Source organism: Parasulfuritortus cantonensis (assembly GCF_004337445.1).
GTDB lineage: Bacteria > Pseudomonadota > Gammaproteobacteria > Burkholderiales > Thiobacillaceae > Parasulfuritortus > Parasulfuritortus cantonensis.
Map to the genome: position 1 here is coordinate 40,976 of NZ_SJZB01000033.1, position 25,076 is coordinate 66,051.

The 25,076-nt window shown below is 60.7% G+C and carries 20 protein-coding genes; 7 read left to right on the forward strand and 13 right to left on the reverse strand.

The features are described 5' to 3' along the window. Positions 1-231 precede the first annotated feature (231 nt). From EZJ19_RS16380 to EZJ19_RS09130, 5 genes are all read left to right on the forward strand, one after another. Entirely contained in the window at positions 232-672 is a 441-nt protein-coding gene (locus tag EZJ19_RS16380; RefSeq protein WP_131446815.1) for a pilin, read from the forward strand. 78 nt (positions 673-750) lie between these two features. Beyond that, complete coding sequence (locus EZJ19_RS09115) at positions 751-2,649, forward strand: hypothetical protein (RefSeq protein WP_131446817.1); 1,899 nt, start codon at positions 751-753, stop codon at positions 2,647-2,649. Beyond that, positions 2,646-4,535, forward strand: a complete 1,890-nt coding sequence (locus EZJ19_RS09120) for a tetratricopeptide repeat protein (protein WP_131446819.1) — start codon at positions 2,646-2,648, stop codon at positions 4,533-4,535. Before EZJ19_RS09115 ends, EZJ19_RS09120 begins: the two co-directional genes overlap by 4 nt. Further along, positions 4,532-5,404 carry a glycosyltransferase family 2 protein gene (locus EZJ19_RS09125; protein WP_131446821.1) on the forward strand — a complete coding sequence of 291 codons (873 nt, stop codon included), beginning with the start codon at positions 4,532-4,534 and terminating at the stop codon, positions 5,402-5,404. Before EZJ19_RS09120 ends, EZJ19_RS09125 begins: the two co-directional genes overlap by 4 nt. Further along, positions 5,404-6,543 (forward strand): UDP-N-acetylglucosamine 2-epimerase, encoded by a 1,140-nt coding sequence (locus EZJ19_RS09130; RefSeq protein ID WP_131446823.1) that lies wholly within the window; start codon positions 5,404-5,406, stop codon positions 6,541-6,543. The genes EZJ19_RS09125 and EZJ19_RS09130 overlap by 1 nt, the downstream gene beginning before the upstream one ends. Here the strand turns inward: EZJ19_RS09130 and EZJ19_RS09135 are convergent. The 13 genes from EZJ19_RS09135 to EZJ19_RS09195 all read right to left on the reverse strand — a co-directional run bounded on the left by EZJ19_RS09135 (position 6,519) and on the right by EZJ19_RS09195 (position 20,987). Beyond that, positions 6,519-7,697, reverse strand: coding sequence for a CDP-glycerol glycerophosphotransferase family protein (locus tag EZJ19_RS09135; RefSeq protein ID WP_131446825.1), 1,179 nt, complete (start codon positions 7,695-7,697; stop codon positions 6,519-6,521). The two genes, EZJ19_RS09130 and EZJ19_RS09135, sit on opposite strands and share 25 nt — an antisense overlap. A 55-nt stretch (positions 7,698-7,752) precedes the next feature. After that, the gene (locus EZJ19_RS09140; RefSeq protein WP_131446827.1) at positions 7,753-8,496 is read right to left on the reverse strand and encodes a class I SAM-dependent methyltransferase; all 744 of its coding nucleotides are present in this window, start codon (positions 8,494-8,496) and stop codon (positions 7,753-7,755) included. 45 nt (positions 8,497-8,541) lie between these two features. Beyond that, the gene (locus EZJ19_RS09145; RefSeq protein WP_131446829.1) at positions 8,542-8,931 is read right to left on the reverse strand and encodes an FAD synthase family protein; all 390 of its coding nucleotides are present in this window, start codon (positions 8,929-8,931) and stop codon (positions 8,542-8,544) included. A gap of 23 nt (positions 8,932-8,954) precedes the next feature. Next, positions 8,955-10,253: a CDP-glycerol glycerophosphotransferase family protein gene (locus EZJ19_RS09150; protein WP_131446831.1), complete on the reverse strand. Its 1,299-nt coding sequence runs from the start codon at positions 10,251-10,253 to the stop codon at positions 8,955-8,957. Next, positions 10,195-12,198: an HAD family hydrolase gene (locus EZJ19_RS09155; RefSeq protein ID WP_131446833.1), complete on the reverse strand. Its 2,004-nt coding sequence runs from the start codon at positions 12,196-12,198 to the stop codon at positions 10,195-10,197. The genes EZJ19_RS09150 and EZJ19_RS09155 overlap by 59 nt, the downstream gene beginning before the upstream one ends. A 5-nt stretch (positions 12,199-12,203) precedes the next feature. Then, the gene (locus EZJ19_RS09160; RefSeq protein ID WP_131446834.1) at positions 12,204-13,529 is read right to left on the reverse strand and encodes a glycosyltransferase; all 1,326 of its coding nucleotides are present in this window, start codon (positions 13,527-13,529) and stop codon (positions 12,204-12,206) included. Beyond that, positions 13,516-14,460: a hypothetical protein gene (locus EZJ19_RS09165; protein ID WP_131446836.1), complete on the reverse strand. Its 945-nt coding sequence runs from the start codon at positions 14,458-14,460 to the stop codon at positions 13,516-13,518. The genes EZJ19_RS09160 and EZJ19_RS09165 overlap by 14 nt, the downstream gene beginning before the upstream one ends. A gap of 95 nt (positions 14,461-14,555) precedes the next feature. Further along, positions 14,556-15,311, reverse strand: a complete 756-nt coding sequence (locus EZJ19_RS09170; RefSeq protein WP_165873527.1) for a class I SAM-dependent methyltransferase — start codon at positions 15,309-15,311, stop codon at positions 14,556-14,558. Then, a complete protein-coding gene (asnB, locus tag EZJ19_RS09175; protein ID WP_131446840.1) occupies positions 15,301-17,160 on the reverse strand; it encodes an asparagine synthase (glutamine-hydrolyzing) in 1,860 nt (619 codons plus the stop codon). Before asnB ends, EZJ19_RS09170 begins: the two co-directional genes overlap by 11 nt. A gap of 6 nt (positions 17,161-17,166) precedes the next feature. Then, positions 17,167-18,138 carry a class I SAM-dependent methyltransferase gene (locus EZJ19_RS09180; RefSeq protein ID WP_240754723.1) on the reverse strand — a complete coding sequence of 324 codons (972 nt, stop codon included), beginning with the start codon at positions 18,136-18,138 and terminating at the stop codon, positions 17,167-17,169. A 21-nt stretch (positions 18,139-18,159) separates the two neighbouring features. Beyond that, positions 18,160-19,389, reverse strand: coding sequence for an ABC transporter ATP-binding protein (locus tag EZJ19_RS09185; RefSeq protein WP_206199380.1), 1,230 nt, complete (start codon positions 19,387-19,389; stop codon positions 18,160-18,162). Between the two features lie 16 nt (positions 19,390-19,405). After that, positions 19,406-20,257, reverse strand: a complete 852-nt coding sequence (locus EZJ19_RS09190; protein ID WP_131446846.1) for an ABC transporter permease — start codon at positions 20,255-20,257, stop codon at positions 19,406-19,408. A 244-nt stretch (positions 20,258-20,501) separates the two neighbouring features. Then, positions 20,502-20,987, reverse strand: coding sequence for a protein YgfX (locus EZJ19_RS09195; protein WP_131446848.1), 486 nt, complete (start codon positions 20,985-20,987; stop codon positions 20,502-20,504). 46 nt (positions 20,988-21,033) lie between these two features. On the opposite strand from EZJ19_RS09195, the gene dacB reads away from it, so the two are divergent. Both dacB and EZJ19_RS09205 read left to right on the forward strand, forming a co-directional pair. After that, the gene (gene dacB, locus EZJ19_RS09200) at positions 21,034-22,503 is read left to right on the forward strand and encodes a D-alanyl-D-alanine carboxypeptidase/D-alanyl-D-alanine endopeptidase (protein WP_131446850.1); all 1,470 of its coding nucleotides are present in this window, start codon (positions 21,034-21,036) and stop codon (positions 22,501-22,503) included. Positions 22,504-22,799: 296 nt separating this feature from the next. Beyond that, entirely contained in the window at positions 22,800-24,986 is a 2,187-nt protein-coding gene (locus EZJ19_RS09205; RefSeq protein WP_338069422.1) for a primosomal protein N', read from the forward strand. The last annotated feature ends 90 nt before the right edge of the window (positions 24,987-25,076 follow it).

A 25,076-nucleotide genomic window follows, 5' to 3' on the forward strand; every position in this document is an offset into this window, starting at 1 on the left:
GACGTTTTTTGTCACCTTGGGTGGGCTAGGGGCAATATTGGCTGTTACCCGTCCCTATGCAAAAAAACGGGTCAGCCGTGAACGGTTATCAGTTTTGGCAGATTACTTGCATCCTGTGCCCGGTGAGGTAATCAAGACGTGTCGTCCGGGCCAACTGGCATGGTTCTGGCTAGCCACTGTTCGCCATCTGACGAGATGGCGCTTCGACAAACAACTTGCAAGGAGTTTCAAATGAAACGTGTACAACAGGGCTTCACCCTGATCGAACTGCTGATCGTTGTGGCCATTATCGGTATCCTCGCCGCCATCGCCATCCCGGCCTATCAGGACTACGTGATCAAGTCGCAGGTCTCGGAAGGCTACTCCATCGCCGACGGCCTCAAGGCCCCGATCAGTGAGATTTACCATAACGACGGTGTCTTCACCAACGCCAACAACGGCAGCGGCACCATCCTCGCCTCCACTTCCTACACCGGCAAGTACGTTACCAACGTCCAAGTCAGCGCCGGCAAGATCACCGTCGAATACGGCAATGAGGCCAACACGAAGATTGCCGGCTCCAACATCGTCATCTCCCCGGTTGACCACGGTGGTTCCATCGAGTGGAAGTGCAAGGCGGTTGCGGGTACGAACGTCCTCGCGAAGTATCGCCCGGCTGCTTGCGGCGACTGACCGCAACGTCCCGAAAACAGGGCTTCGGCCCTGTTTTTTTGTGTCGCCGTCGGCTAGTTCATGGCAAGCAGAAGTAGCTTGGCGTTTGCGCTGATGGCGGCGCTGCTAGGCCTTGCGGCGGCCTGCTACGCGCCCGGCCTCAACGGGCCCTTCATCGTCGACGACTACACCACGTTGCCGAGGCTCGCACGCTTCGGCGGCATCGACAGCCTCAGCAAGCTGAGTGTCTTTCTCGCCGGTGACATCACCGGCACCCGCCCGTTGTCCTTGCTGACGTTCGCGCTGAACAGCACGTCCTGGCCGGCCGCACCTTGGTCATTCAAGGCCGCCAACCTGCTTCTGCATCTGCTCAACGGTGGCGTGCTCTTCCTCTTCTGCCGCCAACTGCTCAGGCGGCACGGGACCCCGGAGCCGCGGGTCGCCTGGATCGCCGCGTTCTCCGCCGGATTCTGGCTGCTTAATCCCTTCAACGTTTCCACCGTCCTCTACGTCATCCAGAGGATGGCGATGCTCTCAGCCCTTTTTGTCCTTGCTGGGCTGGTCACCTACCTGCACGGACGAAGCATGCTCGCGACGCGGCCGCGGGCCGGACATTATTGGATGTCGGCAGCGATTCTGCTCGGTACTGGACTGGCCGTGCTCTGCAAGGAGAACGGTGCCTTGCTACCGCTTCTCGCCCTCGTCCTGGAATACACCCTGCCACGGGCTGGGCGTACCGCTGTCCGGCCATCCCGTGTGTGGCTGTATGCATTTCTCTGGCTGCCCAGCCTTGCCGTGATTGCCCTGCTTGTGCAGCATGCCGGACCAGCGGCGTATGCCAGCCGCAACTTTGACCTTGTCGAGCGCCTGCTTACGGAGTCCCGGGTGATCATCGATTATCTCTGGCACTGGTTCAATCCCTTCGCGGCCCCACGTGGCGTGCTGGCGGACGACTATCCCGTCGTGCACAGCCTATCCGCACCGAGGACCACGTTGGCGGCAGTCGCCGGTGTGTCCGGGCTGCTGGTTTGGGCCGTATGGCAGCGTCATAACCATCCCTTGCTTGCACTCGCGATCCTGTTCTACTTCGTCGGCCACCTGATGGAATCGACGATCGTGCCGCTCGAGATCTACTTTGAGCACCGCAACTACCTGCCCGCCATGCTGTTGCCGCTGCCGGTTGCCGTCTGGACCGCCAGCCGGGTCGCCGATTCCAGGCTCGCCCTGTCGATTGGCCTCGCGGTCCTGGTCGGCCTGGCGGTACAGACCCACCGGTTGGCTGGCATATGGGGCAGCGACCTGGCCTTGGCCAAGTGGTCGTTGCTGTCCAGTCCGGGTTCGCTGCGCGCCGTCAGCAACATGGCTTCCACACTCTCGGAGCACGGGCGCGCCGATTTGGCGATCGAGACCCTTGAACAGGGCCTGACCCGGAATCCGGAGCAGAGCCATCTGCAACTCCAACTGCTGGCCGAGAAGTGTCGGGCAGGCGGCATCACGGTCACGGATTGGGAGGATGCAGGGCGTTATTTCAGTAAGTACCCCATCAAGTTCAGGAGCTTCCCGTTGCTGGCGTCACTGGTCGCAACTGCAGACTCGCCTCAGTGCCCCGGACTTGACGGTCGCCGCCTCCTCACGTTTGTCCGGCAACTCAGCGGCCATCCCCTCACTCGCGCGGACCCTCGCCTACTGCGCCTGCTGCGGTATGCTGAGGGCGAGTTGCTGCTTAGGCACGGTGCGGCGGGTGAGGCATTGGCTGCGTTCAGCGCCTCAGTGGCCCTGCGGGCGCCAATTGGCGTCGGGCTTCAGGAGGTTGCTTTGCTTGCGACGTACGGCCATCTCCGCGAGGCCCTGGCCTTGCTTGATCGGGTCCAGGCGATGCCCGAGCCAGACGGCTTCAAACAGGCGGCTGTGCATCGTTTCTACGCGGCCGAGATTCCACACCTGCGTGCGACGTTGCTCGGCGACTTGGCAACACAGCAAGGAGTAACGCCACCGTGAATCCGATGCGTTTGGCCAGACGGCGGGACTGGCTTTATGTCGCGGTGCTCGTGACGCTGGTCTACCTGTCCTACGGCACAGGCTTCCGCGGTGACTGGCAATTCGACGACGCCCTCAACTTGTCTGGGCTGGCCGGCGTCAGCGATTTCCCATCAGCCATGTCCTTCGTGTTGGGTGGTCTGTCCAGCGAGCTCGGTCGTCCAGTTGCCCTCGCGTCGTTCCTGGTCAACCGGTCAGACTGGCCTTGTTGTCCGGAAGGTTTTCGCCAAGTCAATACCGTGATTCACCTAGTCAATGGTCTGCTGGTGTATCTGCTGGCTCGTCGCGTCACTGCGCTCTGGCCGCAATCGCCGGAAAGGGCGATTGGGTTGCCTTTGACCCTGACGGGCCTCTGGTTGGCGCATCCCCTGCTCGTGTCGACCAGTATGTCTGCCGTCCAGCGTATGACCAGTTTGTCCGCCAGCTTCGTTCTACTGGGACTGCTCGGTTACTTGGTAGGCCGTGAGCATCTGAAAGCAGCTAGGGTCCGGTCCGGCTATGTGTGGCTTAGTGCAAGCTTGGCCGGCGGCTCTTTGCTGGGCGTGTTGGTCAAAGAAAGTGCCGCGCTGCTGCCACTTTTTGCGGCTGTTGCCGAGCTTTTCCTCCTGCGGATCCTGCGCCCCCTCGGTCCAACACCTTACTGGCGGGCCTGGCGATGGCTATTTTTCTCGCTGCCGGCAGCGTTGCTCGTCGCCTATGCCGTCCTGCATTGGGACGGCATTGCGACCATGGGGCTACGGCGTCCATTCGACCTGTCAGGCCGCTTGGCATCCGAAGCCGTCATACTCTGGGAATATCTGCGCCAGATACTGGTGCCCGACATCTCCACCATGGGGCCATACCACGACGATGCCGTGGTACGCACTTGGTCCGACCCATTGGTGGTCCTGGCCTTGGGGGCATGGCTGATTCTGGCCATTCTGGCTTGGCGGTTGCGCAAAGGCTGGCCCTTGGTGCCTTTTGCACTGGCGTGGTTCGCCGTCGGCCAACTGTTGGAATCGACTGTCTTCCCGCTCGAACTCTATTTCGAGCATCGCAACTATCTCGCCAGCCTGGGGCCGTTGGCGCTCGCTACGGCGCTGCTCTGGCGCCTCCCGGTGCGTTTGGTACGGCCGGTCGCGGCCGCAATCGTCGTATTGTTCCTGCTGCTCAGTTTCCAGACGGCGCGGATATGGGGCGAACCCAACCGCGCCGCCGCCGTTTGGTTCACGGCCCATCCGGGCTCGGTACGTGCAAGCAAGGACCTTGGGGCTCGTCTGGTCGCCTCCGGGCGTTACCAAGCCGCGCTCAGGGTGCTGGAGACGACACGCGAAGTGCACCCACTCAGTGGTGACCTGGGCCTCGACTTGCTCAAGATTCACTGTGTCACCGGCGACTATGCCAGAGCTGACAGAGAATTCGCCCGTCTGACTGGGCTGGCCAGCAAACTGACAGTCGGCAATACCATGTTGGCGACCTTGCACGATGTCGTTAGACTCAACCGCGCAGGGCGCTGCGGCAGTTTCGGCCAAACGGACCTATTGGGCTTCGCGGCACAGCTTTTGGCGAATCCGCACATCGACGGCAACCGTCGGCACCGCCATATCCTGCACATTGTGATGTCTGACATCGCTCGTGGGCGCGGCGATACCGATGCAGCAATCGGCCACCTGCGGGCGGCTTTCCTGGCCTGGCCGCAGGTCGAGGTCGCGCAGATATATATCTACGACCTGATCGCGGCCGGTCGCGTCGAGGAAGCCAGGGGCCAGATCGCCGAAGTACGTGCCCTGGCCCCAGCCCACCCCTGGCTGCATCGCGCCTGGTCGATGAAACTGGATGAACTAGAGGCATTGGCAAAATCGAAATGACGCCGTCACCCGAAAAGATCAGCATCGTCATCCCGGCCCGCAACGAGGCGGCCAGCCTGGCCGATGTTCTGGATCGCATCCGCGAGCATTGCCGGGCCGACGAGATCATCGTCGTCGACGACGCCTCCACCGACGCCACCACCGACGTGGCCGAACAACACGGCGCCCGCGTGGTCCGGCACCCCTACCGCAAGGGCAACGGCGCCGCGATCAAGACCGGCGCACGTGCCGCCACGGGCGAAATCCTGGTCTTCCTCGACGGCGACGGCCAGCACGACCCGGCCGACATCCCCCGCCTGCTCGGCCTGCTGGACCAGGGCTACGACATGGCGGTGGGCGCGCGCGGCTTCGCCTCCCAGGCCAGCGTCGGCCGCGGCCTCGCCAACACCTTCTACAACCGCCTCGCCAGCTGGATGGTGAACCACAGGGTGGCCGACCTGACCTCGGGATTCCGGGCGGTGCGGGCGGACAAGTTCGGGGAGTTCCTCTACCTGTTGCCGAACGGCTTCTCCTACCCAACCACCTGCACCATGGCCTTCTTCCGGGCCGGCTATTCGGTCGCCTACCAGCCCATCGTGGCGGCGCGGCGCCAGGGACGCAGCCATCTGAACCCGGTCCGGGACGGCGTGCGTTTCCTTCTGATCATCTTCAAGATCGGCTCGCTGTATTCTCCGCTCAAGCTGTTTGTGCCGGTCAGCGCCCTGTTCTTTGCCCTGGCAAGCGTCTGGTATGGCCACACCTTCTACACCGCCGGCCGCTTCACGAACATGAGCGCGCTCCTGTACAGCACCTCGCTGCTCGTCTTCCTGTTGGGTTTGATCTCCGAACAGATCACCCAGCTCTTGTACAAGGACACGGAACGTCCGTGATGCTGCACTTCGTCATCGGCACCAAGGCGCAGTTCATCAAGATGGCGCCGCTGATGTGGATGCTGGAACGCGACCGGCGTCCCTACCATCTGGTCGACCTGTCGCAGCACGGCGCCCTGACCGGCACGATCCTGGACGATTTCGGCCTCGCGCCGCGGACCACGCGCTATGGTGCCGCCGACACGCTGGTCCATACCTACGGCAAAGCGGCCTCATGGAGCCTCGGCCTGCTCGGCCAGACCGTGGCCCGGCGCGACCAGGTGCTCAAACGATGGTTCATAGATACGCCCGGCCATGCCCTGGTGCATGGCGACACCGCATCCACCTTGCTGGGTGCCTGGCTGTCGCGCCGCGCCGGGTTGCCGATCACATTGGTCGAAGCGGGGCTCACCAGTGGCAGGCTGCTCAGCCCTTTCCCCGAGGAGGCCATTCGACGGACGGTGCAGCGCATGGCGACGCACTGCTTCTGCCCCGGCCCGAAAGAGGCAGCGCACCTGTCCAGCCTCGGCCTGAAGACCCGCATCCACGACACCGGCTACAACACCGGCCACGATGCCTTGTCTCTGGCCCTGCAAAGGACGGCCCGCGTACGCTTCGAGCAACCCTACGCGGTGGCCACCCTGCACCGCCTGGAAACCCTGTCCAGCCGTGCCGCCTTGACCCGGGCCGTGGAGCATATCCGTTCGCTGTGCGGCGCCCTTGGCCGCATGCATTTCTTCATGCACATGCCGACCCTCAACGCATTGCGCCGTGAAAACCTGCTCGCCCGACTCGAGACCACGCCGCACCTGAGTGTGCACGCCCTGCTCCCTTACCTGGACTTCGCACACGTGCTGGCCAACGCCCGCTGCATAGTCACCGATGGCGGCTCCATTCAGGAGGAGGCTGCCAGTCTAGGCAAACCTTGCCTGGTGCTGCGCAGCGTCACCGAGCGCGATGCCGGCTTCGGGGTCACGGCCCGCCTTACCAGCTGGAATACCGCCGACGACGTCGCATTCCTGGCCAGCCAGCAAGCGGAGACGGCCCCTTTGGCCGACCATGGCCTCGGCGCATCGCAACAGGTGCTGGACGTGCTGCTTGCTGACCCTGCCGCCGGCCAGGACGGCCAGGACCGTCATTCTCGCGCAGGACAGCCCTGAGCCAGGTTCAGCAAGCGTATATAGCAACGTTCCGCCGCTTGGCCATCCGCCATGTCGCCATAGATCTGCTGCCTGACTCGCCGGTACGTGGCGCCATGCTGCCTGCGATAGGCCTCGGGATCGCCCAGACAATGGCCGAGCGTCGAAAACATCGTGTCCATGTCACCGACCACCTGGCCGAAGCGATAGGAGGCATCCAGTGACAGGCCTTTCCGGAACGGCGGCGGCACGTCCAGAAACAATGTCGGCCGGTCGAGCAGGAGGTAGTCAAAAGCGATGGACGACCAGTCGCAGATCAGGCAATCGCTGACCAGAAGGATTTCCTCGGCATCCGGATAATCCTCGTAGGGCCGGTGCAGGACACGTTCCCAGACTTTCTCTGATCCGGACCGGGTGTTGAGATGCTTGCGCAGGACACAAACTGCCCCATGCTCCAGGCAGAAGGCATTCAGCCGCGCCAGGAAGGCGTCCTCCTCGACCCCGAACGGGAAGATGCTCCGGTTTGCATCGTCCTGTTGCCAGGTCGGGGCGAACAGGACGATCTTCATGCCAGGATCCGCAATGCCGAGCTTCTCCAGCACCCGCCCGCGCCCGACGCCGCCGTCGACCAGTCCATCGGTACGCGCGTAGCCGGTCACCTTCACCACTTCGGGCCGGAACCCGAAACGCCCGATATACAGCTTCCTCAGGAGTTCCGACGCCACCCACACTTCGTCATAACGTTGTTGGACCCGGAAATCGTCGCGGTCGAACCCCTTGAACGGAATGCCGTGCCACACGTCGACAAACTTCAGGTCACTGAATTTGAGCAGCAGGATCAACGCATGCAGGCCATGGTCGCTGACCAGCGCATAGGCGCCAGCCAGGCGGAACATGTGCAGCGGGTTCAAGCCCAGCAGGACGGGATGCCCCGCCTTCTTCAACGCGCGGTAATACACGGGATCCATGGTCAGGAAAAACAGACGCGGCCCCCCGGCCACCGTCGCCGCATGCGCCAGGATGGCCTTCAGGTTGCCATTGAGCTTGTGGCCATAGAGGATTACCGCGTCGCGCCCGCCGCGCCGGAACCACCTGGCGACCAGGACGAGGGCGGCGTTGACCGTAAACGCAGCCAGATATAACCAGTGCAGCGGATTAGATTTATCGATTTTCAAAGGCAGTGCTCATTGCAGGCCGGACGCGGGGGCGACAATACGCTCGGGGGCTTCATCAAGACGTGGCCGCCTTGTCTGGCCTAGCCTTGATCGCGAGGCGCCGTTGAAAATATTTCCCGACTATCGGCAGATAGCCAAAAGCCAATTCAATCGGCTTGACGTACCACATCGACGAGCAGCGCCAGCCTGCGCTGGTGACCACCCAGCCCGTCTCTCGGAGCACGTCCAGCAGCTGGGCCATGGTCTTGACATTGATATGCCCGGAGGGATTTTTCAGCAGGATGTTATGGTGCTTGAGAATCTCGAAGACATGGGACCTCGCGGGCGTGTATATGAACAATTCGATGTCGTCGAATTGACGCCGGATATTCCTGAGAATCGCAAGCAACACCCTGTCTGGAATATGCTCGGTAAAGTCTGGCATGAGAATCTTCGTCAGGCCCGGATCGAACCGCATCGTTGTCAGATCGCCGAGAACGAACTGACACCGCTCCTTCAGCCCCGGGAAATACCTATCGCGCATGGCCGATGAAATGCGCACGGCCTCTGCATCGAAGTCGACCCCCAAGGTACGGCAATTCCCACGCCGCGACAGGTCGACACATGTCTTGCCGCTGGAAGAGCCGCACTCCAATATAAAATCGTCCGGCGCCGGCGCCATCCAATCGAATAGGAACGCCTGCTTGTCGGAGGAATGGCGTGACCCGGATATATAGGCGGCGAATGCCGCTTCATGATTGTTATGGAAGAGCGCATGCAGCTCTTCGTCGGTATAGTCGTCAGGGCCTGGTGCATTCATAAATGAAGCGCCTCTCGGGTATGGGCCGCAAGGTGGCCGCCATCATCAACGCCTGACCCGCTCGATGACGGCCGTGGTTGAGATCGAGGGCGTGCGCGGCAGGTAGATCACCTCGCACAGGCGGCGGAATTCATCGAAACGCCCGGCCCAGTCATCGCCCATCACCAGCAGGTCTGCCTGGTAGCGCTGTATGTATTCGCCCTTGAGCGCCAGGGATTCCTCGTAGAAGGCCTCATCCACGCAGGCCAGTCCCAGGACGATCTCGCGCCGCTCATCCTGCGGGTAGATCGGCGCACGCCCCTTCTTGTCGATGTTCATCGCGTCGGTCGAGACACCGACGATCAGGTAGTCGCCCAATGCCCGCGCCCGCTCCAGGATGCGGAGATGGCCGACGTGGAACACGTCGAAGGTACCGAAGGTGATAACGCGCTTCATGCTTGACCTCTCAGTAAACAAGGCTAGCGCACATGGCCGCACGCCCATTCATAGACGCGCCGGCTGGATTCGTTGTCGATGTAACGGTTGAATCTGTTCGCCAACGCCCGGTAGCGCGCGATGTAATCCGGCGATGCGCCCTGCTCGCGGAATTCCCGTATGAGCTGGATAACATCATCCCAGGACCTGACCGCAGGCGTCAGGCTGATCTCCTCGTACTCGAAATAGAGGTCGCGGTTCCGGCGCTTGTAGTCCTCAAGATCGAAGGGAGCATGGATGATCGGCTTCCCGGTGATCGCGAAATCGAAAAAGATGCTGGAATAGTCGGTAATCAATAGATCGTACGTGTTAAGCAACCCGTAGATATCTTCGGTGGTGTCGAAATTGATCGTCCGCGAGTGAAGAATGCGTTCAATCATCCCAGGATCTGGCATGTTGGTCGGATGCAGGCGCAACGTCATCGTAATGCCCATCGCCAGGAACTCCCGGTCGAGTCGCTCCACATCGAACCCGGTCTCCGAGAGAAACCGTCCTGTCCACACCGAGCTCTCGGTGGTCTGGAATTCGCCCCGGAACGTCGGCATGTAGATACAACGTGTCACCGGCGGCCTGGAATCGGCGATATCGCCGGGCACCAACACATCGTTGCGCGGGTACCCAGTCACGACGACATGTTCTGTACGAAAAGCTTCCTTGAGGTGATCAATACTCGCATCCGACGCGGCCGGGACGAAGTCATAGCCCGTGTCGGATTTCCATGGAAACAGGACGTGCAATAACCTTCGGCCTGTGGAGACACCGACCTTGCGGTCCCCCGCCTTGACGCCATAGCGTATCTTCTTCAGTGGTGTGCCGTGCCAGAGTTGGTACCGCTGTGTCCGACCGGAGATGGCCGGCCCCAGCATGTCCTTGTCTATATCGTGCGTAAAGAAAACCTTGCCAGCGCGCATTTGCCACCAGAGTCCCTGCAAACTAGCGCAATAACAAGCCTCATACCCCTGCCTGCGCAACCGCCTGACTAACGCCGGCGACCAAGCCACCCAGACACATTTTTTTTCGCCAGCCGCCTGAGCATAAAGGAAAAGCCGCATGGGATTATCTGTGAAACGCACTCCCATCCATGCTCCGAACACCCAAACGTCCTTGGATTTCGGCACTAGACAACCGCATAGGTACAACAGGTGTGCCGTACTCGACAGCAAAGTGCGGACGTTCACAGTTGGTCCCCAATCAAGAAGTGAAGAGCCTTTATCGAGGGGAGCATCAGCCTCCTGAACCGCCGCGCCAAACCCGCTTGAAATGCTTAAGTAACCAATATGCATTTCTTACGTAGAAAGGCGAAATAGCTACTGCACCATCGTGCCAGGCGTAACCTGACGCAAAAAAGCTCTCTCGCCTCGGGAACAAGTCGTGCATAACCATTTTCAGGATATCCGACAAGGACAAAGAACTTGCAAGCTGGGCGGTATGCCTCGGGTCGTGAGTGATTTCCCTATTTGCCGGCAACCACTCTACGAACTTCACCTCCTCCGAATTCGGCTCGCACACAAAACGACGAACGTTTTCCAGACTCCAATGCAGGAACGCATCTGATGTAAGTTCATCTCGAAGTGAAGAGGCCGCCAAGGCTGCGTAGGCTGTCACCTCGCAATGTAAATCGTGGGTGAAGGCAATGAGCCGAGCATCCGAATCATTCGGTTTGAATAAAGGGACAACACCATTCTCGGAGTTTTGATAATGCGCCACGCCGGGGTGATCGGCGAGCGTAAACAAGTGTTCAACCAGCAAGATTGTTGACAGGCGGAACAACCATCTAGCTTCGGCGCGATGGGGAACGGCACTTTTCTGTGTGCTGATGAACGCTGCGGCCTCGCCGACGCGTTCCAGTGGGGCATGCCCGCCTGACACACCAAAATAGTAACCGCGCACATCGACGTTATGCCCAACAGCCCTCACACATTGCCGGAGTGCCGCCTGGCTTTGAAGAGACCAGCCGACATCGACCAGCGCATGCCGTCGCTTTGGATCGAGGAAGCCCTGTTCCCCAAGATATCCAATCAGATTCCGCCTGCGCTCATTTGCTCTATCCACAATGCGTTGTGCCGCAGGCGAGTCCAGGAGATGCCCAATGAATTGATCAACCTCCTCCTCCGATTGCATCGCATCAAGTTCACAGCCCCACAAGGTACACGGGGATGCCTCCTGGGAGAATTCTGACGGTTCCAGTTCCAGCCGACGAAGAATGTCTCGCGGAGCACTTGATGCGCCCTTTGGAAAGGCCCACCCAATTTGTTCACGGGTAGCTTCCGTAACCGATGGAAGCAGCCACGCTTGGCGGGAACCGTAGAGATAGCGGCATTCAATCTCGGGCACGAGGCCACTGGCTTGGAGCGCATGCGCGATCTTCAGGAAGATTTGCCCATCACGCGAAACAAAATAAAGCGTATCAAGGCCTTGTTTTCTTGCATCGAACAAAACATGCGCCACAAACGCACACAACAGGGGGCCAACGACTCCCGACCCGATGTGGGCCGCCGCGATATTGCCGGATACGTTACGCAGCCGGCCCGCTTTAGCCACACCCGCCGCCCTCGTCGTCAGCCAGTAGTCATTCGTCGCCGGCACCTCAAAGCGATTTTCTCTCGCCTTCAGGCACAAAGAAGCACGCCACCCACGCTGTCGGGGTCGCTCCACATCTGATTTCTTGTTGTCGCCGGTATGAAAGCACTGCCCAGGCGCCCGCCCTTCTCGTTGGGCCACATAGTCGAACAGGCGCCCGGAACGCTTGCTGAGACCAATTTCGCCAGACACATATACCGCATCATCGCTCAACGCCAGGCCGGCCCGATTGAGCATCGCCGTTACGACATGGGTCGGCAAATACATGTCAGAAATAGCAACGACTCGATGCCCTCCAGCCATAAGGTCATGCACCTGGTCGACCATTGAACGCACCGCAATGACCGACGCCAGCTCCAATTCCACCTCACGGGTCATCGCCTGGTCGGCCAAACCCGCGTAAGCCGGCACCTTGGCGAACTCCTCATAAATCATCGCCAATGTGATGTCATCCCTCTCGCCCCTGTGCGTTCTGGCACGTGCCTCGGAATTGATTCGTTCCAGTGCGAATGCATCCAACGCCGCCTCATCAACGCCGTCACCGAGGATATCCATCGCCAAGCGCCGAAACAGATCCACCGGCCGCGCATACGGGCGGGTTATTAAGGTATCGAATACGTCGAATGAATACAGGGTAATCCCTCGCACCCTACTCATCCTTTCTCGGGCCGCGTGCTAGAAGACGCGACCGTCGCATCGATCAGCACCCGATACGCCTCAACCATGAGACTCGTTGTGAAATGGCTGCTGCGCTCCCGCGCCAGATCACCAAGTCGACGCCGCTCCTCCGGCGAATTCAATAAGCCTGCAATGGCATCTGCAAGTGCCGATTCGGACCCGTTTTCCACCAAGCGTCCAACCCGCCCTCCATCGAGAAGCAAGGCGGGCCCTGTTGGGCAATCAGTAGCGACAGCGGGCAACCCCAACGCCATTGCCTCCAGCAGGACATTGGGCATACCCTCCCAGCGCGAACTCATAACCAACAACGTACTGCGTTTCATCCATCTGTATGGATTCGCCTGCCATCCCGCGAATTCAACGCGATCTGCAATCCCCTCCTGGCTGGCAAGTTCCCGCAAGGCCCTCTCCTCCTCCCCAGTACCCAAGATCGTCAGCCGCCATGGTAGACCGCTTATCCGTGCCAAGGCACGTAACAAAATATCGTAGCCTTTCTGCCGGCTGAGACGCCCTACGGCCAGCAGACGCGGCTCAGATGTTGTACCCCAATCGTCCATGGGGACATTAGCCATTTTTTGAAGTTCAGCGATATCAACACCGTTGAAGATGGTGTGAATACGGTCGGCCGGAACACCAAAACTGGTGTGCAGATCCTCTCCGGCATTGGGTGCCACCGCGACATGAGCATCCGCTTTCGGGTAGAAACGTCGGATAAATGCCCGTCGCAAGCCAGGCCACGGCAAACGCACGAGCTCACTGGTCAAGTAGTTGCGGTCGGAGCAAATCAGGGGGATAGAGAGACCAAATCGCGTTTTTGCCAACAAGGCAAGCATGTTGCTGTTTGGCAAGAAGCTGACGACGCATTCCGGACGCCAGTGCTGGATATGCATACCCAACACGGAGCTCATTATGCGGAATGTTCGAATATCCTGAGCGAGAGCATGCAACCGAGTCTTAACGCTAGATTCACCTGTATTCAAGAATGGCGCCAGGAGCAAGGCCATGGCCCGGTCGAGCTTGCTTGCAAGCCATCCCTGCACAGTACCGACCCACTTGCTGTTCGGCAGGACAACGACAGTGACATGAGCAGCGGGGCTCTGATCAACTGCTCTTCCAAGCGTGAGCACTATCTGCGCTTCGTAACGGCTTGGATCGAGCCCTGACGCGACCTCACAAATCACATGCTCCGCACCACCGCCCGTAAGCGAGTCGATCACGAAGCATATGCGGCGACGGGATGGAAGCTGAACCACTTGCCCGGCGTCACCCATCATGTGCGCGTCTTTACTACGCTGCCCCATATCCCAGCTTTCTCAACCAGCGGGCAAGAAATCGTAAGAGAGTCCTTCCTTTTCTTACCAACCAGTTGCCCCGGGTTCTCGCGGGGAATACAGAAGCGTCTATAGACCTCTGTAGCCGACGATAATGGCTTTCAAGCTCCATATTGGTGGATGCCATCTTGCCGAACAGTTCTTCTATCCCCTGCAGGGAAGGCATGGCCAAGGGCACTTTCTCAGGCACCTCGACGCCACTGTCAGCGAATCGCGCCGCCATGAAATCGCGGCAGACACGGGGGACGTCTTTCTCGCCAGATGCAATCTCCCAAGCCGCCATGGCTACAGCATAGTCGTCATCGACTTTGGCAAGATTGCGCCAGATAGGCAGAAAGCTGTCCTCAAGTTGGCGATGCTTATGTGCATGCAAGTAAGCCTTCGCGAATATGTCCTCCCAATTCTGTTCGTAATCGTGCAGGCCGATTACTCGGTCAGACTGGAAGAATCCATACCCCGCTCTCCGCATCGCCTGGATCATCTCCGTCTCGGGCCGTAACGTTTCCTCACCAGAAAGCAAACGCAATGCTTGCGGAATAAGGCTGGTTCGATACAAATGATTGCCAGCAGGCCGCTTGGAGGGCAGAAGTTTGTCTAGCACCAGTGCTTGCACAGCAAATGTTGTCTCGGGCAATTCCCTTGCTTCTGTCATGAATTCAATCAACTCGGATTGAACTAGGACATCGGCATCAATACACAGTGTCCACTGGCGACCTAATGCGGCCCCAAGTTCCAATGATTGGCGCAATGTATATACGAAAGGTTTGCCAGTAACCCGATGTACCGTCTGCCCTTCGAATGCCTCCGCCAGCAGTGCGCTACAGGCGTCTGCGGTGCGTTCCCCGCATTCACGAACGATGATGCTGATGTCGTCGAGAGAATGTTTAGAAAGTGCGCGCACTGTTTCGATACATCAAGTCGCGGGATTTACAGCCTTGTTCTCGAAGCTCCAGGCCATGCGGTCGACCAAGGATGCACGGGCAAAGATCGCAATGTTCATCCGCCGTTGTCCTGTGCCTTTGGCCTATCGGCATCGACGTTGTCTGGTTCCGAGTGCATGGTTTTCTCCAGCTTTCTATAGACGAAAAAGTAACCAGTAGTGCCATCCGTGGAGTGCAGGACGCGACCGATCAGTTCCAAAATGTAGGTCAGCGCTATCAGAACCGGACTCAATAGCAGCGCAGCCGTACGTTCGCCCCGTGTACCAACGGCGAATCGGCGGAGCAACAAGACAGCTACGGCATCGAAATAACCATTGCGCTCACGTAATTGCAGGAGTTCGAAATCTGCGAACAACATCCTCAGGCCGTGACTGGTGTAACGAAAGTAGTCCGCCGGCGCATCATGTATTCCCAGAAGAAAAGGCGTTGAACCGACAAGCACGCCACCGGGCTGTAGGACACGGTTCAGTTCCCGTACAGCGAGATGGGGGTGCCGCACGTGTTCAAGTACTTCAATGCAAATTGCCATGCTTACTGAAGCATCGGCGAGGGCCGACAAATCCTCCATGTCAGCGACCAGATCAGGATGCCGGTTCGGGTCGATATCGATGGATGTCGCCCTCACCCCCAAGTCATCGAGCCAACCAGCCACCTCCCCGCCCGCTCCGATGTTAATGACCAGACCTTGTCCGTTTGCCGAAAACTCGCGAATTGATTCTTCTAGCCAGGCATGCAGATTCCTGCGTGATCGCCGCTTGGAAAAACGCACGAGTCGACGGGCCACGCTTTGGACCAGATCGTCAAACATCATGCCCGCCCCAAGCTTGTCCGCCCTCGATCCAACGTCGGCCCCATAACTCGGCTTCCACCAACAACCACCAAGTACGGATGCTGGCCCAGGCATTCGCGCGTGCACGCACCAACAAGCCATTCTCCCAATCGGGCCGGACCACACCGCGACCGACCAGCACCCCATCGTTGATCAGGCGATTGCCCCAGGCACGCAGGTCCGCGTCCAACCAAGATGCCAAGGGACTACTGAACCCTTTCTTTCGCGGGGTGAGGATTTCTGGCCCAAGAAACGCCCGTGCGGCGCGCTTGAGCAAAGACTTCCGCTCGCCACGCGCGTAGTTGAGTTCAATAGGCAACGAAAGAGCAGTCTGAATCAAGTCGATATCCAGGAATGGCACCCTGGCCTCTACCCCATGCGCCATAGCCGCCCGGTCCACCTTGCACAGGATGTGATCAACCAAGTAGTGGCTTATGTCGGCCAGTTGAGCCGTCAGCAATGCCGGCTGACCGGACTGGAAATAGGGCCGAAGCGTATCCAATGCATTCCCCTCGACCTGCTTCCTGAACTCGGCGGTAAGGAGGCCGGCCTGTTCCTGATCCGTACATGCGCCTTCATAGCGAAAATAGCGCTCCATGTCTCCGTCAGAAAGTGCTCGAGCTCCGAGCAGACCGTTCCCCCGCGCCCAGTACCAGAGCCGTCGGCCAAATCGCCCCGACCATCGCAGCGGCCGGTCGAAATCGTCATAGCGTAGGTAACCCAGAAACAATTCGTCTGCACCGTCGCCACCAAGGGCAACGACCGTCTCATGTCGGCGCGCCAGGCGCGCCACCTCCATGAACGGCATGGGGCCATTCGGATCGAAAGGTTCGTCGTAATACTCTGCTATCTCATAGAGCACCGCCTGAACACGTGGCCTGCCCAACAATTGTTCGTGGTGCTCTGTAGCAAACCGGGTAGCCACTTCTTGTGCGTGGACACGCTCGTCACTGCTCGACTCGTCAAAGCCAACGGTGAACGTACGTAGCTCAATGGTTCGACGAGCGACGGCGACCAACAGGCTGGAGTCGATTCCACCGCTGAGGAAACAACCGACCGGCACGTCCGATACGAGTTGGCTGTCTATCGCCTGGACCAGCCTGCCCTGTACTTCAGTCACCGCCTCAACGGCACCTAACCGGGCGGGCCGATATTCGGGGTGCCAATATTCGCGCACCTCGGTGCGCCCTGCCTTGAGATGCAGCCAATGGCCAGCAGGCAATTTGCGCATGCCGGCAAACGCGCTGCGCTCGCGCGGCACATAACCAAAGGCGAAATAATCACGAAATCCGGTAGCGTCGATCTCTCGTGGAAATGCACCGTCCTCCAGAATCGCCCGTGGCTGCGAGGCAAAGGTGAATCGACCAGCGTATTGGCTGTAGTAGAGCGGTTTCACGCCCACATGATCCCGCGCCAGGAACAACTCCTTTGTATGCTCGTCCCATATGCCGAAGGCAAAGATACCGCGCAGGCGATGGACACACTCCTTACCCCAGGCCTCCCAAGCATGCACGATGACTTCCGTGTCCGACTCGGAACGAAAGCGATGCCCCAACTGCGACAATTCCGCCCGCAACAACCGGTAATTGTAGATTTCGCCATTGAAGGTGATCCATACCGTGCCGTCCTCATTGCACATGGGCTGGGCTCCGGCAGGGCTAAGGTCGATGATTGCCAGCCGGCGGTGGCCGAACCAAACGCGGCCATTGTCCAGTATTGTGACTCCTCGACCATCCGGCCCACGGTGGCGCAACGTATCCAGCATCCGATCGAATAACTGCTGATCGATATTTGGCCTATCCGTCGACACCACACCCAGAATGCCGCACATGGATTGTCAGGCCGACCTGTCGCGACGGATGGCAGTACAGTACATGGGTGAAATAGGATGCTCGGTCATATAGAGAATTTCGAAACCTTCAGACTCGATGATGGACCGAAACTCATCGGGACGCATGGGATGGTCGTGCCACGGAGTAAGCGCGTCAAAGGTAATTTGCTTTTCCAACTCAAGCACGGATGTTTCCGCAGTCATCCCACCCTCGGCATGCCTGGATAGATAGTAAAACGGGATGAATTTATATGCGATAGATCTGGTTAACCGGTGCCTATACATGAATCGATTCAGCCTGTGCAAAAAAGGCCCTGCGATATCCAGATACAACACAATTGCTCGCCACGGCAATCGTTTAGTCAGCCACCGGTACTTGTATCGCCATTCCGACATGTAGCGCCTAGATCGTTTGTAAGAATGAGCGAAAAGCAACCCACCCGGCTTCACTTTCGCACAAATATTCCGCAAGGCCAGCGCGGGGTCTGGGGTGTGCTGTAGAACCCGGTGACAGTAGACCACATCAAAACTACGATCCGGATATGGAATGTCGTAGATAGAGGCTTGCGAAATATGCAAGCGGGGATCCTTTAAATATTGTGCGGCACGCTCAACCGCCGTACTCAAATCAAACGAGTGCACCTCGTAAAATGGCAGCCTGAGAAGAACCTCAGTGTCATCGCCACCCCCCATACCACATTCCAGCAGGGTCTTACCTTCAAGCTTGAATTCTGAGAAATGCGTACGCTCGAGAATAACGCTCTGGAGATTGTAGCCTTGGTTCCGGACATCGCTTCGAATACTGTGCCATTTCTTCCATTGATAGCCGAAGCTCTCGGCGTAGTTATCAGCTGGATCTACAAATCTAGGAATTCCGTCAACGACTGGGGCCACCAAGGAACCAGTGTGCATATTGACCAAACCATTCGATCTTAACTCGAGAAAATCATGGGTTCTCGGATCAACATATTCGACCATTAATAACACCCTTGCACTCGTCTAGATACACGACATAAAGTCCCAGTGCCCATTACACACAAACACGCCCTGGTCAGTAGACAGATTACGCCCTGGGCCATCCCTTTGCGTTACTCTGAACTCCAAGGCGCGCTGCCATGTATCAAGCCTCACTTTACCGTCACTTGCCACAGCATTAATGTAGTACCAACCACTTGTAAGCTGGCATGGCGACATAGTGAATGAAACAGATCTCTTTCCTTCGAATATCTGACTCTCAGAGACCCCATTAGCTGTCGCCATAATTACTATTGCATTATTGGCAGAGCATATTTCGAATCTGAATCTCAGACCGGATAACCTCTGCTCTGCATTAATGTCAGCCACAATACATATAGTATCTGACGTGTTAACAACGTTAGGCTCCTGGCCATTAGCGTCTACAACCCTTAAGCTCTCGAACCTCAACACACCCGTTCCCTCTCGATAATCTGTCTTGGACCGACCCAGAGGGGGAAGACTTTGTTGTACCAGATCATGATAAAGATTGAGGGCCTGCTTACCGTCACAAACAGGGGGCATGCATCCCTTGTGCATTACACCAACCTTTTGGCAAAGGCTTTCAATTTGGTAGGGGTTGTGTGACACCACAATAAAAGCTGTGCCCTGGCCCTGCAGTTTCTGAATGCGATCAAAGCATTTCTTCTGGAATCTTGCGTCCCCAACAGCCAAGGCCTCATCCACAAGCATGACGTCGGGTGAAAGGTGGATGGCAATGGAAAACCCCAGCCGCACATGCATGCCTGAGCTATAGCTCTGCACTGGCGCATCGATGAAGTCCTCGATTTCCGAGAAATCAATGATGGCATCCAGCTTTGAATCGATTTCACGCTTGCTCAAGCCCAATACGGATGCATTGATGTAGATGTTTTCTCGACCACTCAAAATCGGATTGAAACCCGCTCCGAGTGCGATCAATGCACCGACCCGCCCCCTCACTTCCACACGTCCTGCATCCGGCTTGATCAAACCGTTCAGCAGGCGAAGCAACGTCGTTTTCCCAGCCCCGTTGTGGCCAATCAAGCCGAGTGCTTCGCCTCGTTTCACCTCGAATGAAACATCCTTGATGGCCCAGAATTCGTCACGACGCAGGCCACCGTCGCCACCGTGACGGCGACCGACCAGTTCACCCGCCAAATCGCTCATGCCGTACCAGAGCGAGCGCTTTAGGTTGCGGCAAAACTTCTTGGATACGCCTTCAACCTTGATCATGGTATCTGTCATGGTGTCAGGCGCTCATGCGCTCGATCAGGATGGGCATGGCCGCGCGGTACACCACCCACACAACTGCCAACAATGCCAGCATGCCGACATTGACCGACAGGTAGTCACCCAGGAAGTGCGGCGTGAAGCCGGTCAGCGTCTCGCGCGCGGTAACGATCAGAGGGGTCAGCGGGTTGTACTGGAATAGCGTCGCCGCCCAACCTGCCGACGGCATCGGAAAGACCACGGGCGTCAGGAACATGAAGAATTGCATCAATAGCGGCAACCCTTTGCCGATGTCCGTGTAGAGCATGCCAACGGGGGTGAGCAGCAATCCAAATGCCGTGCCCGCCAGGACCAGGGAAAGCACGGTTACGGGGAGGAACGCCAACCCGACGCCGGGTGTCACGCCCATGAGCCACAACGCGGGTATCAGCACTGCCAGCTTGATGGCGGCGTTGAACAGGGTCTGGTAGATCCCGGACAGGACCAGCGCTTCGCGTGGGAAATTGATCTTCGCCAGCATGGGCTTGGCGGCGACGGTCTGCTGCAGGGGCGCATTCACGGCATCCATGAAGATGGCCCACAACATGGCGCCGGTAAATACGAAAACCGGATAGGGAATCCCCGTATCCCGTATCGTGACGACCCCCGTGTGCTGGATGAGCAGCCAGGCGGCCGTATTGGCGAGCGGCAGGATGAACGCCCAAAGCAGTCCCAGGGCGGTCTGGCGATATTGGGCCTTGATGTCCCGGAGGGCGAGCTGCCAGGCCAGTTCGCGTCCCGCGAGCAGATCGCCGAACATGTCCCGGAGCATGCGCCGGGGATTCCGCAGCGATGATTCCGGTGTGTATACGGTGACCTTCAAATCCGCCATGGCCTGTCTCACCCCCGACCCGCCGGACTTCCCTGGCCGCCTGACTGTTTCAGGAGGGCGCGTTCCGCCCGATGCCAGACCCGCGCGTGGACCTCGCGGCCGGCACCTGGCCGCCGCCCGACCATGTGGGATCGGACAGTGCCGGCCCCTCCCGCGACGAGTATGGCTTCACGCATCGTTTGGGAACCTCATTGAACGACTCCGCACCCTGGCTCGACTGCGCCATAGCATAGTGGAATGCCGATCACGGCGAAATCGAGCCGGCATCCGCTCGTCCAGCCCCGGCGGTCATTCGCGCCTGCCAGCGCAGCCAGATGCGCAAGTGCCTGAAATCCTGGGCCGGAAGGCTGTCGGGCAGCACGACGAGCGACGCGTGTCGGCGCCCTCCTTCCATCCGGTAGCGCATTACGACCAGCCAGGACAGCACCACGGTATCGGGCCCGACAGTTGCCGGGTGCCAATCGTCGCCGACCCGGATTTCTAGCCGCCCGTCCGCATGGCCGCGCAACACGGTCGTGCGCCGCGAACGGGTGTATTGGATGAAGCTGGCCGCTAGGGCAATCACGAGCACGGCCGGTTGCCAGCCGGCCAGACCCGCCAGCCAGGTCGCCAGGCCCGCCAGCACATGGGCTGCCATGACCACGTTGCGGAAGATGGCGGACGGCCTGACTTCAAGTCCCAGATCGGTTGGCGCCATGGCGAAATGATAATCCCGGTATTTGGCGTGCACGGCACGGATGGGTTAGGGTGTTTGCCACATTACTGGCACTTCGACAATGCATTTCTGGCCCCTGACATCGTTTGAGCCGTCGTCGCCGCACGGGCTCCGAAGGCACCTCTGGACTGCCATCCTGGGTATCCTGCTGGCGTTCGCGCCCGGCCTGCCGGCCCAGGCGGATGACTTGCCCGGGGACCTGCAGGCCGCCTTGGGGCGGGCCAACATTCCCGAGGAACACATAGGCGTGGTCGTACAGGACCTTGCGAACGGAGTGACGGAAGTTGCGTTCGGCGGGCATCACGCCTTCAACCCGGCCTCCGTCATGAAGTTGCTGACCACGCTGGTGGCACTGGACACGCTCGGCCCGGGTCATACCTTCAAGACCCAGGTCCTGGTCGATGGGACAGTGAACAATGGCGTCCTGCACGGCAACCTGGTCCTGCGCGGTGGCGGCGACCCGGCCCTCAACGTCGAGCGTTTCTGGCTCCTGCTGCGCGCGATCCAGGCGCGCGGCATCCGGGTCATCGACGGCGACGTCGTATTCGACGACAGCTACTACGCCGTCGACCTGGACGATCCCGGCGAATTCGACGCCGCACCGCTGAAGCCGTACAACGCCGCCCCGGTTGCCCTGCTGGTGAACTACAACGCGGTGGCGCTGCACCTGCGCCCGGCCAACGGGGGCGTCGAGGCGCGCCTCGATCCGCCCGGGCTGACCGTCGACAACCGCCTGGCCGCCGACCCGGACGCCGCCTGCGACGCCTGGCAGGACCGCCTGGACATGAGCCGGGACGGTGACACCCTGGTGCTTTCCGGCGCCTATCCGGTGGCCTGCGCGGACCAGTCCACCTGGCTCAACCTGATGTGCCCGCCGGCCACCGCGGCGGCCTATTTCAACGACCTTTGGCGCGAGTTGGGCGGCCGCCATGCCGGGCAGGTCCGGCTTGGCGAGACCCCGGAATCGGCGCGCCCGCTGCTGGAATTCGAGTCGCCTCCGTTGGCCGAAATCGTCCGGGGCATCAACAAGTTCAGCAACAACGTCATGGCCAAGATGCTCTATCTGGACCTGGGTGCGATCCGCCTGGGCGGGGCGGCGACCTGGGAGAAGAGTGACCGCGCCGTGCGCGACTGGCTGGCCGAGAAGGGCCTGGCGATGCCCGAACTGGTCCTGGAGAACGGCAGTGGCCTGTCGCGCATCGAGCGCATCTCGGCCGGTTCGATGGCCAGGCTCCTGGTTTGGGCCGCCGGCCAGCCGATCTACTACGAATTCGCCGCCTCCCTGCCGGCCCTGGGCGAGGAGGGGACCCAGCAAAGACGCATGCGGGGCGAGCCGGAGGCCGGCCGGGCCTGGCTGAAGAGCGGCACCCTGAACGGCGCCCGCAACCTGGCCGGCTACATCCTCGACGCGGCTGGCCATCGCAAGGTGGTGGTACTCTTCATCAACCACCCGGGGGTGACCCGGGCCGACCTGATCCAGGCCGCCGTACTCCGGCATGCGATCAACGCCTTGCCGCCCGCCCTGCCCTGATTCGGTGCCGTTGTCAACTTTTTGCCAGGGACTTATACACACGTAGCGGCGCGGCTTGCGGGCTTGTCAAGGCGGCCCTAGATGCAAAAGTGATAGTTTTGTAGTTCATTGTTTTTTAATGGTTTTTTAAGTGCCCATTTTTTGGGCTCGGTAATGTAAATGGCCTTCCCGCAAGGGTTTGTTACTGATTGAAGTCAGCTTGTCCACAAAGTTATCCACAGGTTTCGTGGACAACCGGAAAACCTCCAATCGGGCCGCCCAGTTCCTGACGTTAACAAGATTTTACTTTAAGTTTTGTGCGCAACTTGACCATGCCGGCGCCGGCCCTCATCCAGGTCGCCCTCGACGCCCCGCTCGACCGTTTGTTCGACTACCGGGCGCCGGACGCCACGCCCGAGGACATCGGCCGCCGGGTGCGCGTCCCGTTCGGCCCGCGTGAACAGGTCGGCGTCGTGGTTGGGCTGGGCAGCCGTTCCGAGGTCGCGGACACCCGCCTGCGCGACGTCATCGCCATCGACCGGGCGCTGCCCGCCCTGCCCGAGGACATCCTGCAGCTGGCCCGCTTCGCCGCCGCGTATTACCAGCATCCGCTCGGCCAGACCCTGCTGGCGATCCTGCCGCCCGCCCTGAAGCGAACCCGGTTCCGGGCACCGGCGCCGGCCGCCTACGCCCTGACCGAGGTGGGCCGGGCCGCCGTCGCCGGCCTCCCCGCACGCGCCACGGCCCAGCGCCGGCTGGCCGGCCTCCTGGCCGCCGGTGCCGTGGCCGCCGGCGAGCTGGCAGACCTGCGCGTGCCCCTGTCGGCCTGGCTGAAGCGCGGCTGGGTCGCGGGCGCGGACCTGCCCGGCGTCGACGGTGACGCAGGCGGCCAACCCGAGCCGACCGCCGACCAGGCCGCGGCACTGGCCGCGTTGGCCGCCCAGCCGGACGGATTCGCCGCCTGGCTGTTGTTCGGCGTCACCGGCAGCGGCAAGACCGAGGTCTACCTGCGCGAGATCGAACGCGTCCTGGCGCGCGGCCGCCAGGTCCTGGTCCTGCTGCCGGAAATCCATCTGACGCCGCAGATGGTGGAACGTTTCGGACGCCGTTTCCCGGGCCGCAAGCTGGTCAGCCTGCACAGCGGGCTGAGCGACGGCGAACGCCTGGCCGCCTGGCTGGACGGCCTGGAAGGGCGCGCCGACATCGCCCTGGGCACGCGGCTGGCGGTGTTCGCGCCGCTGCCCAGGCTGGGCCTGATCGTGGTCGACGAAGAGCACGACGCCTCCTACAAGCAGATGGAGGGGCTGCGCTATCACGCCCGCGACGTTGCCGTCTGGCGCGCCCGGGCGGCCGGCGTGGCGGTCCTGCTCGGCTCCGCGACCCCGGCCCTGGAGTCCTGGGCCAATGCCCGACGCGGCCGCTACCGCCTCCTGAGCCTGCCGGAGCGTGCCCACGCCGACGCCGACCTGCCCACCGTGAGCCTGGTCGACAGCCGCACCGACAAGCCCCGGCAGGGCGTCACCGAGGCGCTGCGCCAGGCCCTGGCGGACAACCTGGCGCGCGGCGAACAGAGCCTGGTGTTCATCAACCGGCGCGGCTACGCCCCGGTGCTCTATTGCCGGGCTTGCGGCCACGTCAGCACCTGCCCGCGCTGCGCCGCCCACCAGGTGGTGCATCGGCACCGGGGCGGTTATCAGCTGCGTTGCCACCATTGCGGCCTGGCCGCCCGGCCGCCCGAAGCCTGCCCGGCGTGCGGCAGCCTCGACCTGGCACCGGCCGGGCAGGGTACCCAGAAGGTCGAGGACACCCTGGCCGAGTTGTTCCCGGCGGCCCGCATCCTGCGCATCGACCGCGACACCGCCGCGCGCAAGGGCGCCTTCGCGGCCATGCGGACGGCCGTCGAGCGCCGGGAGGTGGATATCCTGGTCGGTACCCAGATCGTCGCCAAGGGGCACGACTTCCCGATGCTCACGCTGGTCGGCGTGGTGGGCGCCGACCAGGCCCTGATGTCGACCGATTTCCGCGCCTCCGAGCGCCTGTTCGCCCAACTCATGCAGGTGGGCGGGCGCGCCGGCCGGGCCGCCCACGCCGGCCGCGTGCTGATCCAGACCGAGTATCCCCATCACCCCCTCTACGCCGCGCTGGTCCGGCACGACTACCCGGCCTTCGCCGAGCGCACCCTGGTCGAGCGCCGCCAGGCGGAGTTCCCGCCCTACAGCCACCAGGCCTTGATGCGTGCCGACGCCCGTTCGATGACCGAGGCCATGGCCTTCCTCGAACGGGCCCATTCCCTGGCCGAGGACCTGGCGGAGGGGGTCTTGCTGTACGACCCGGTCCCGGCCCTGATGCCGCGCATCGCCGAGCGTGAACGGGCGCAACTGCTCGTCCAGTCCGGCAACCGGGCCCGCCTGCAGGCCTTCCTGACCCCCTGGCTGGCCCGCCTGCGCGACGAGAAGAGCGCCGGCCTGCGCTGGTCGGTCGACGTCGACCCGCTGGATTGGTGAACGACGAAGATACCGGCCAGCCGGTTTTGCGCCGGCGCTGCCAGCCGCTGGTAGCGATGACCTGATGGCAGCCGGGGGCAGTCGGCTATA

Coding starts and splice junctions, on each gene's coding strand:
- EZJ19_RS16380 (WP_131446815.1), top strand. CDS start 232: ATGAAACGTGTACAACAGGGCTTCACCCTGATCGAACTGCTGATCGTT.
- EZJ19_RS09125 (WP_131446821.1), top strand. CDS start 4,532: ATGACGCCGTCACCCGAAAAGATCAGCATCGTCATCCCGGCCCGCAAC.
- EZJ19_RS09130 (WP_131446823.1), top strand. CDS start 5,404: ATGCTGCACTTCGTCATCGGCACCAAGGCGCAGTTCATCAAGATGGCG.
- EZJ19_RS09140 (WP_131446827.1), bottom strand. CDS start 8,496: ATGAATGCACCAGGCCCTGACGACTATACCGACGAAGAGCTGCATGCG.
- EZJ19_RS09145 (WP_131446829.1), bottom strand. CDS start 8,931: ATGAAGCGCGTTATCACCTTCGGTACCTTCGACGTGTTCCACGTCGGC.
- EZJ19_RS09150 (WP_131446831.1), bottom strand. CDS start 10,253: ATGCATATTGGTTACTTAAGCATTTCAAGCGGGTTTGGCGCGGCGGTT.
- EZJ19_RS09160 (WP_131446834.1), bottom strand. CDS start 13,529: ATGGGGCAGCGTAGTAAAGACGCGCACATGATGGGTGACGCCGGGCAA.
- EZJ19_RS09170 (WP_165873527.1), bottom strand. CDS start 15,311: ATGATGTTTGACGATCTGGTCCAAAGCGTGGCCCGTCGACTCGTGCGT.
- asnB (WP_131446840.1), bottom strand. CDS start 17,160: ATGTGCGGCATTCTGGGTGTGGTGTCGACGGATAGGCCAAATATCGAT.
- EZJ19_RS09180 (WP_240754723.1), bottom strand. CDS start 18,138: ATGGTCGAATATGTTGATCCGAGAACCCATGATTTTCTCGAGTTAAGA.
- EZJ19_RS09185 (WP_206199380.1), bottom strand. CDS start 19,389: ATGATCAAGGTTGAAGGCGTATCCAAGAAGTTTTGCCGCAACCTAAAG.
- EZJ19_RS09190 (WP_131446846.1), bottom strand. CDS start 20,257: ATGGCGGATTTGAAGGTCACCGTATACACACCGGAATCATCGCTGCGG.
- dacB (WP_131446850.1), top strand. CDS start 21,034: ATGCATTTCTGGCCCCTGACATCGTTTGAGCCGTCGTCGCCGCACGGG.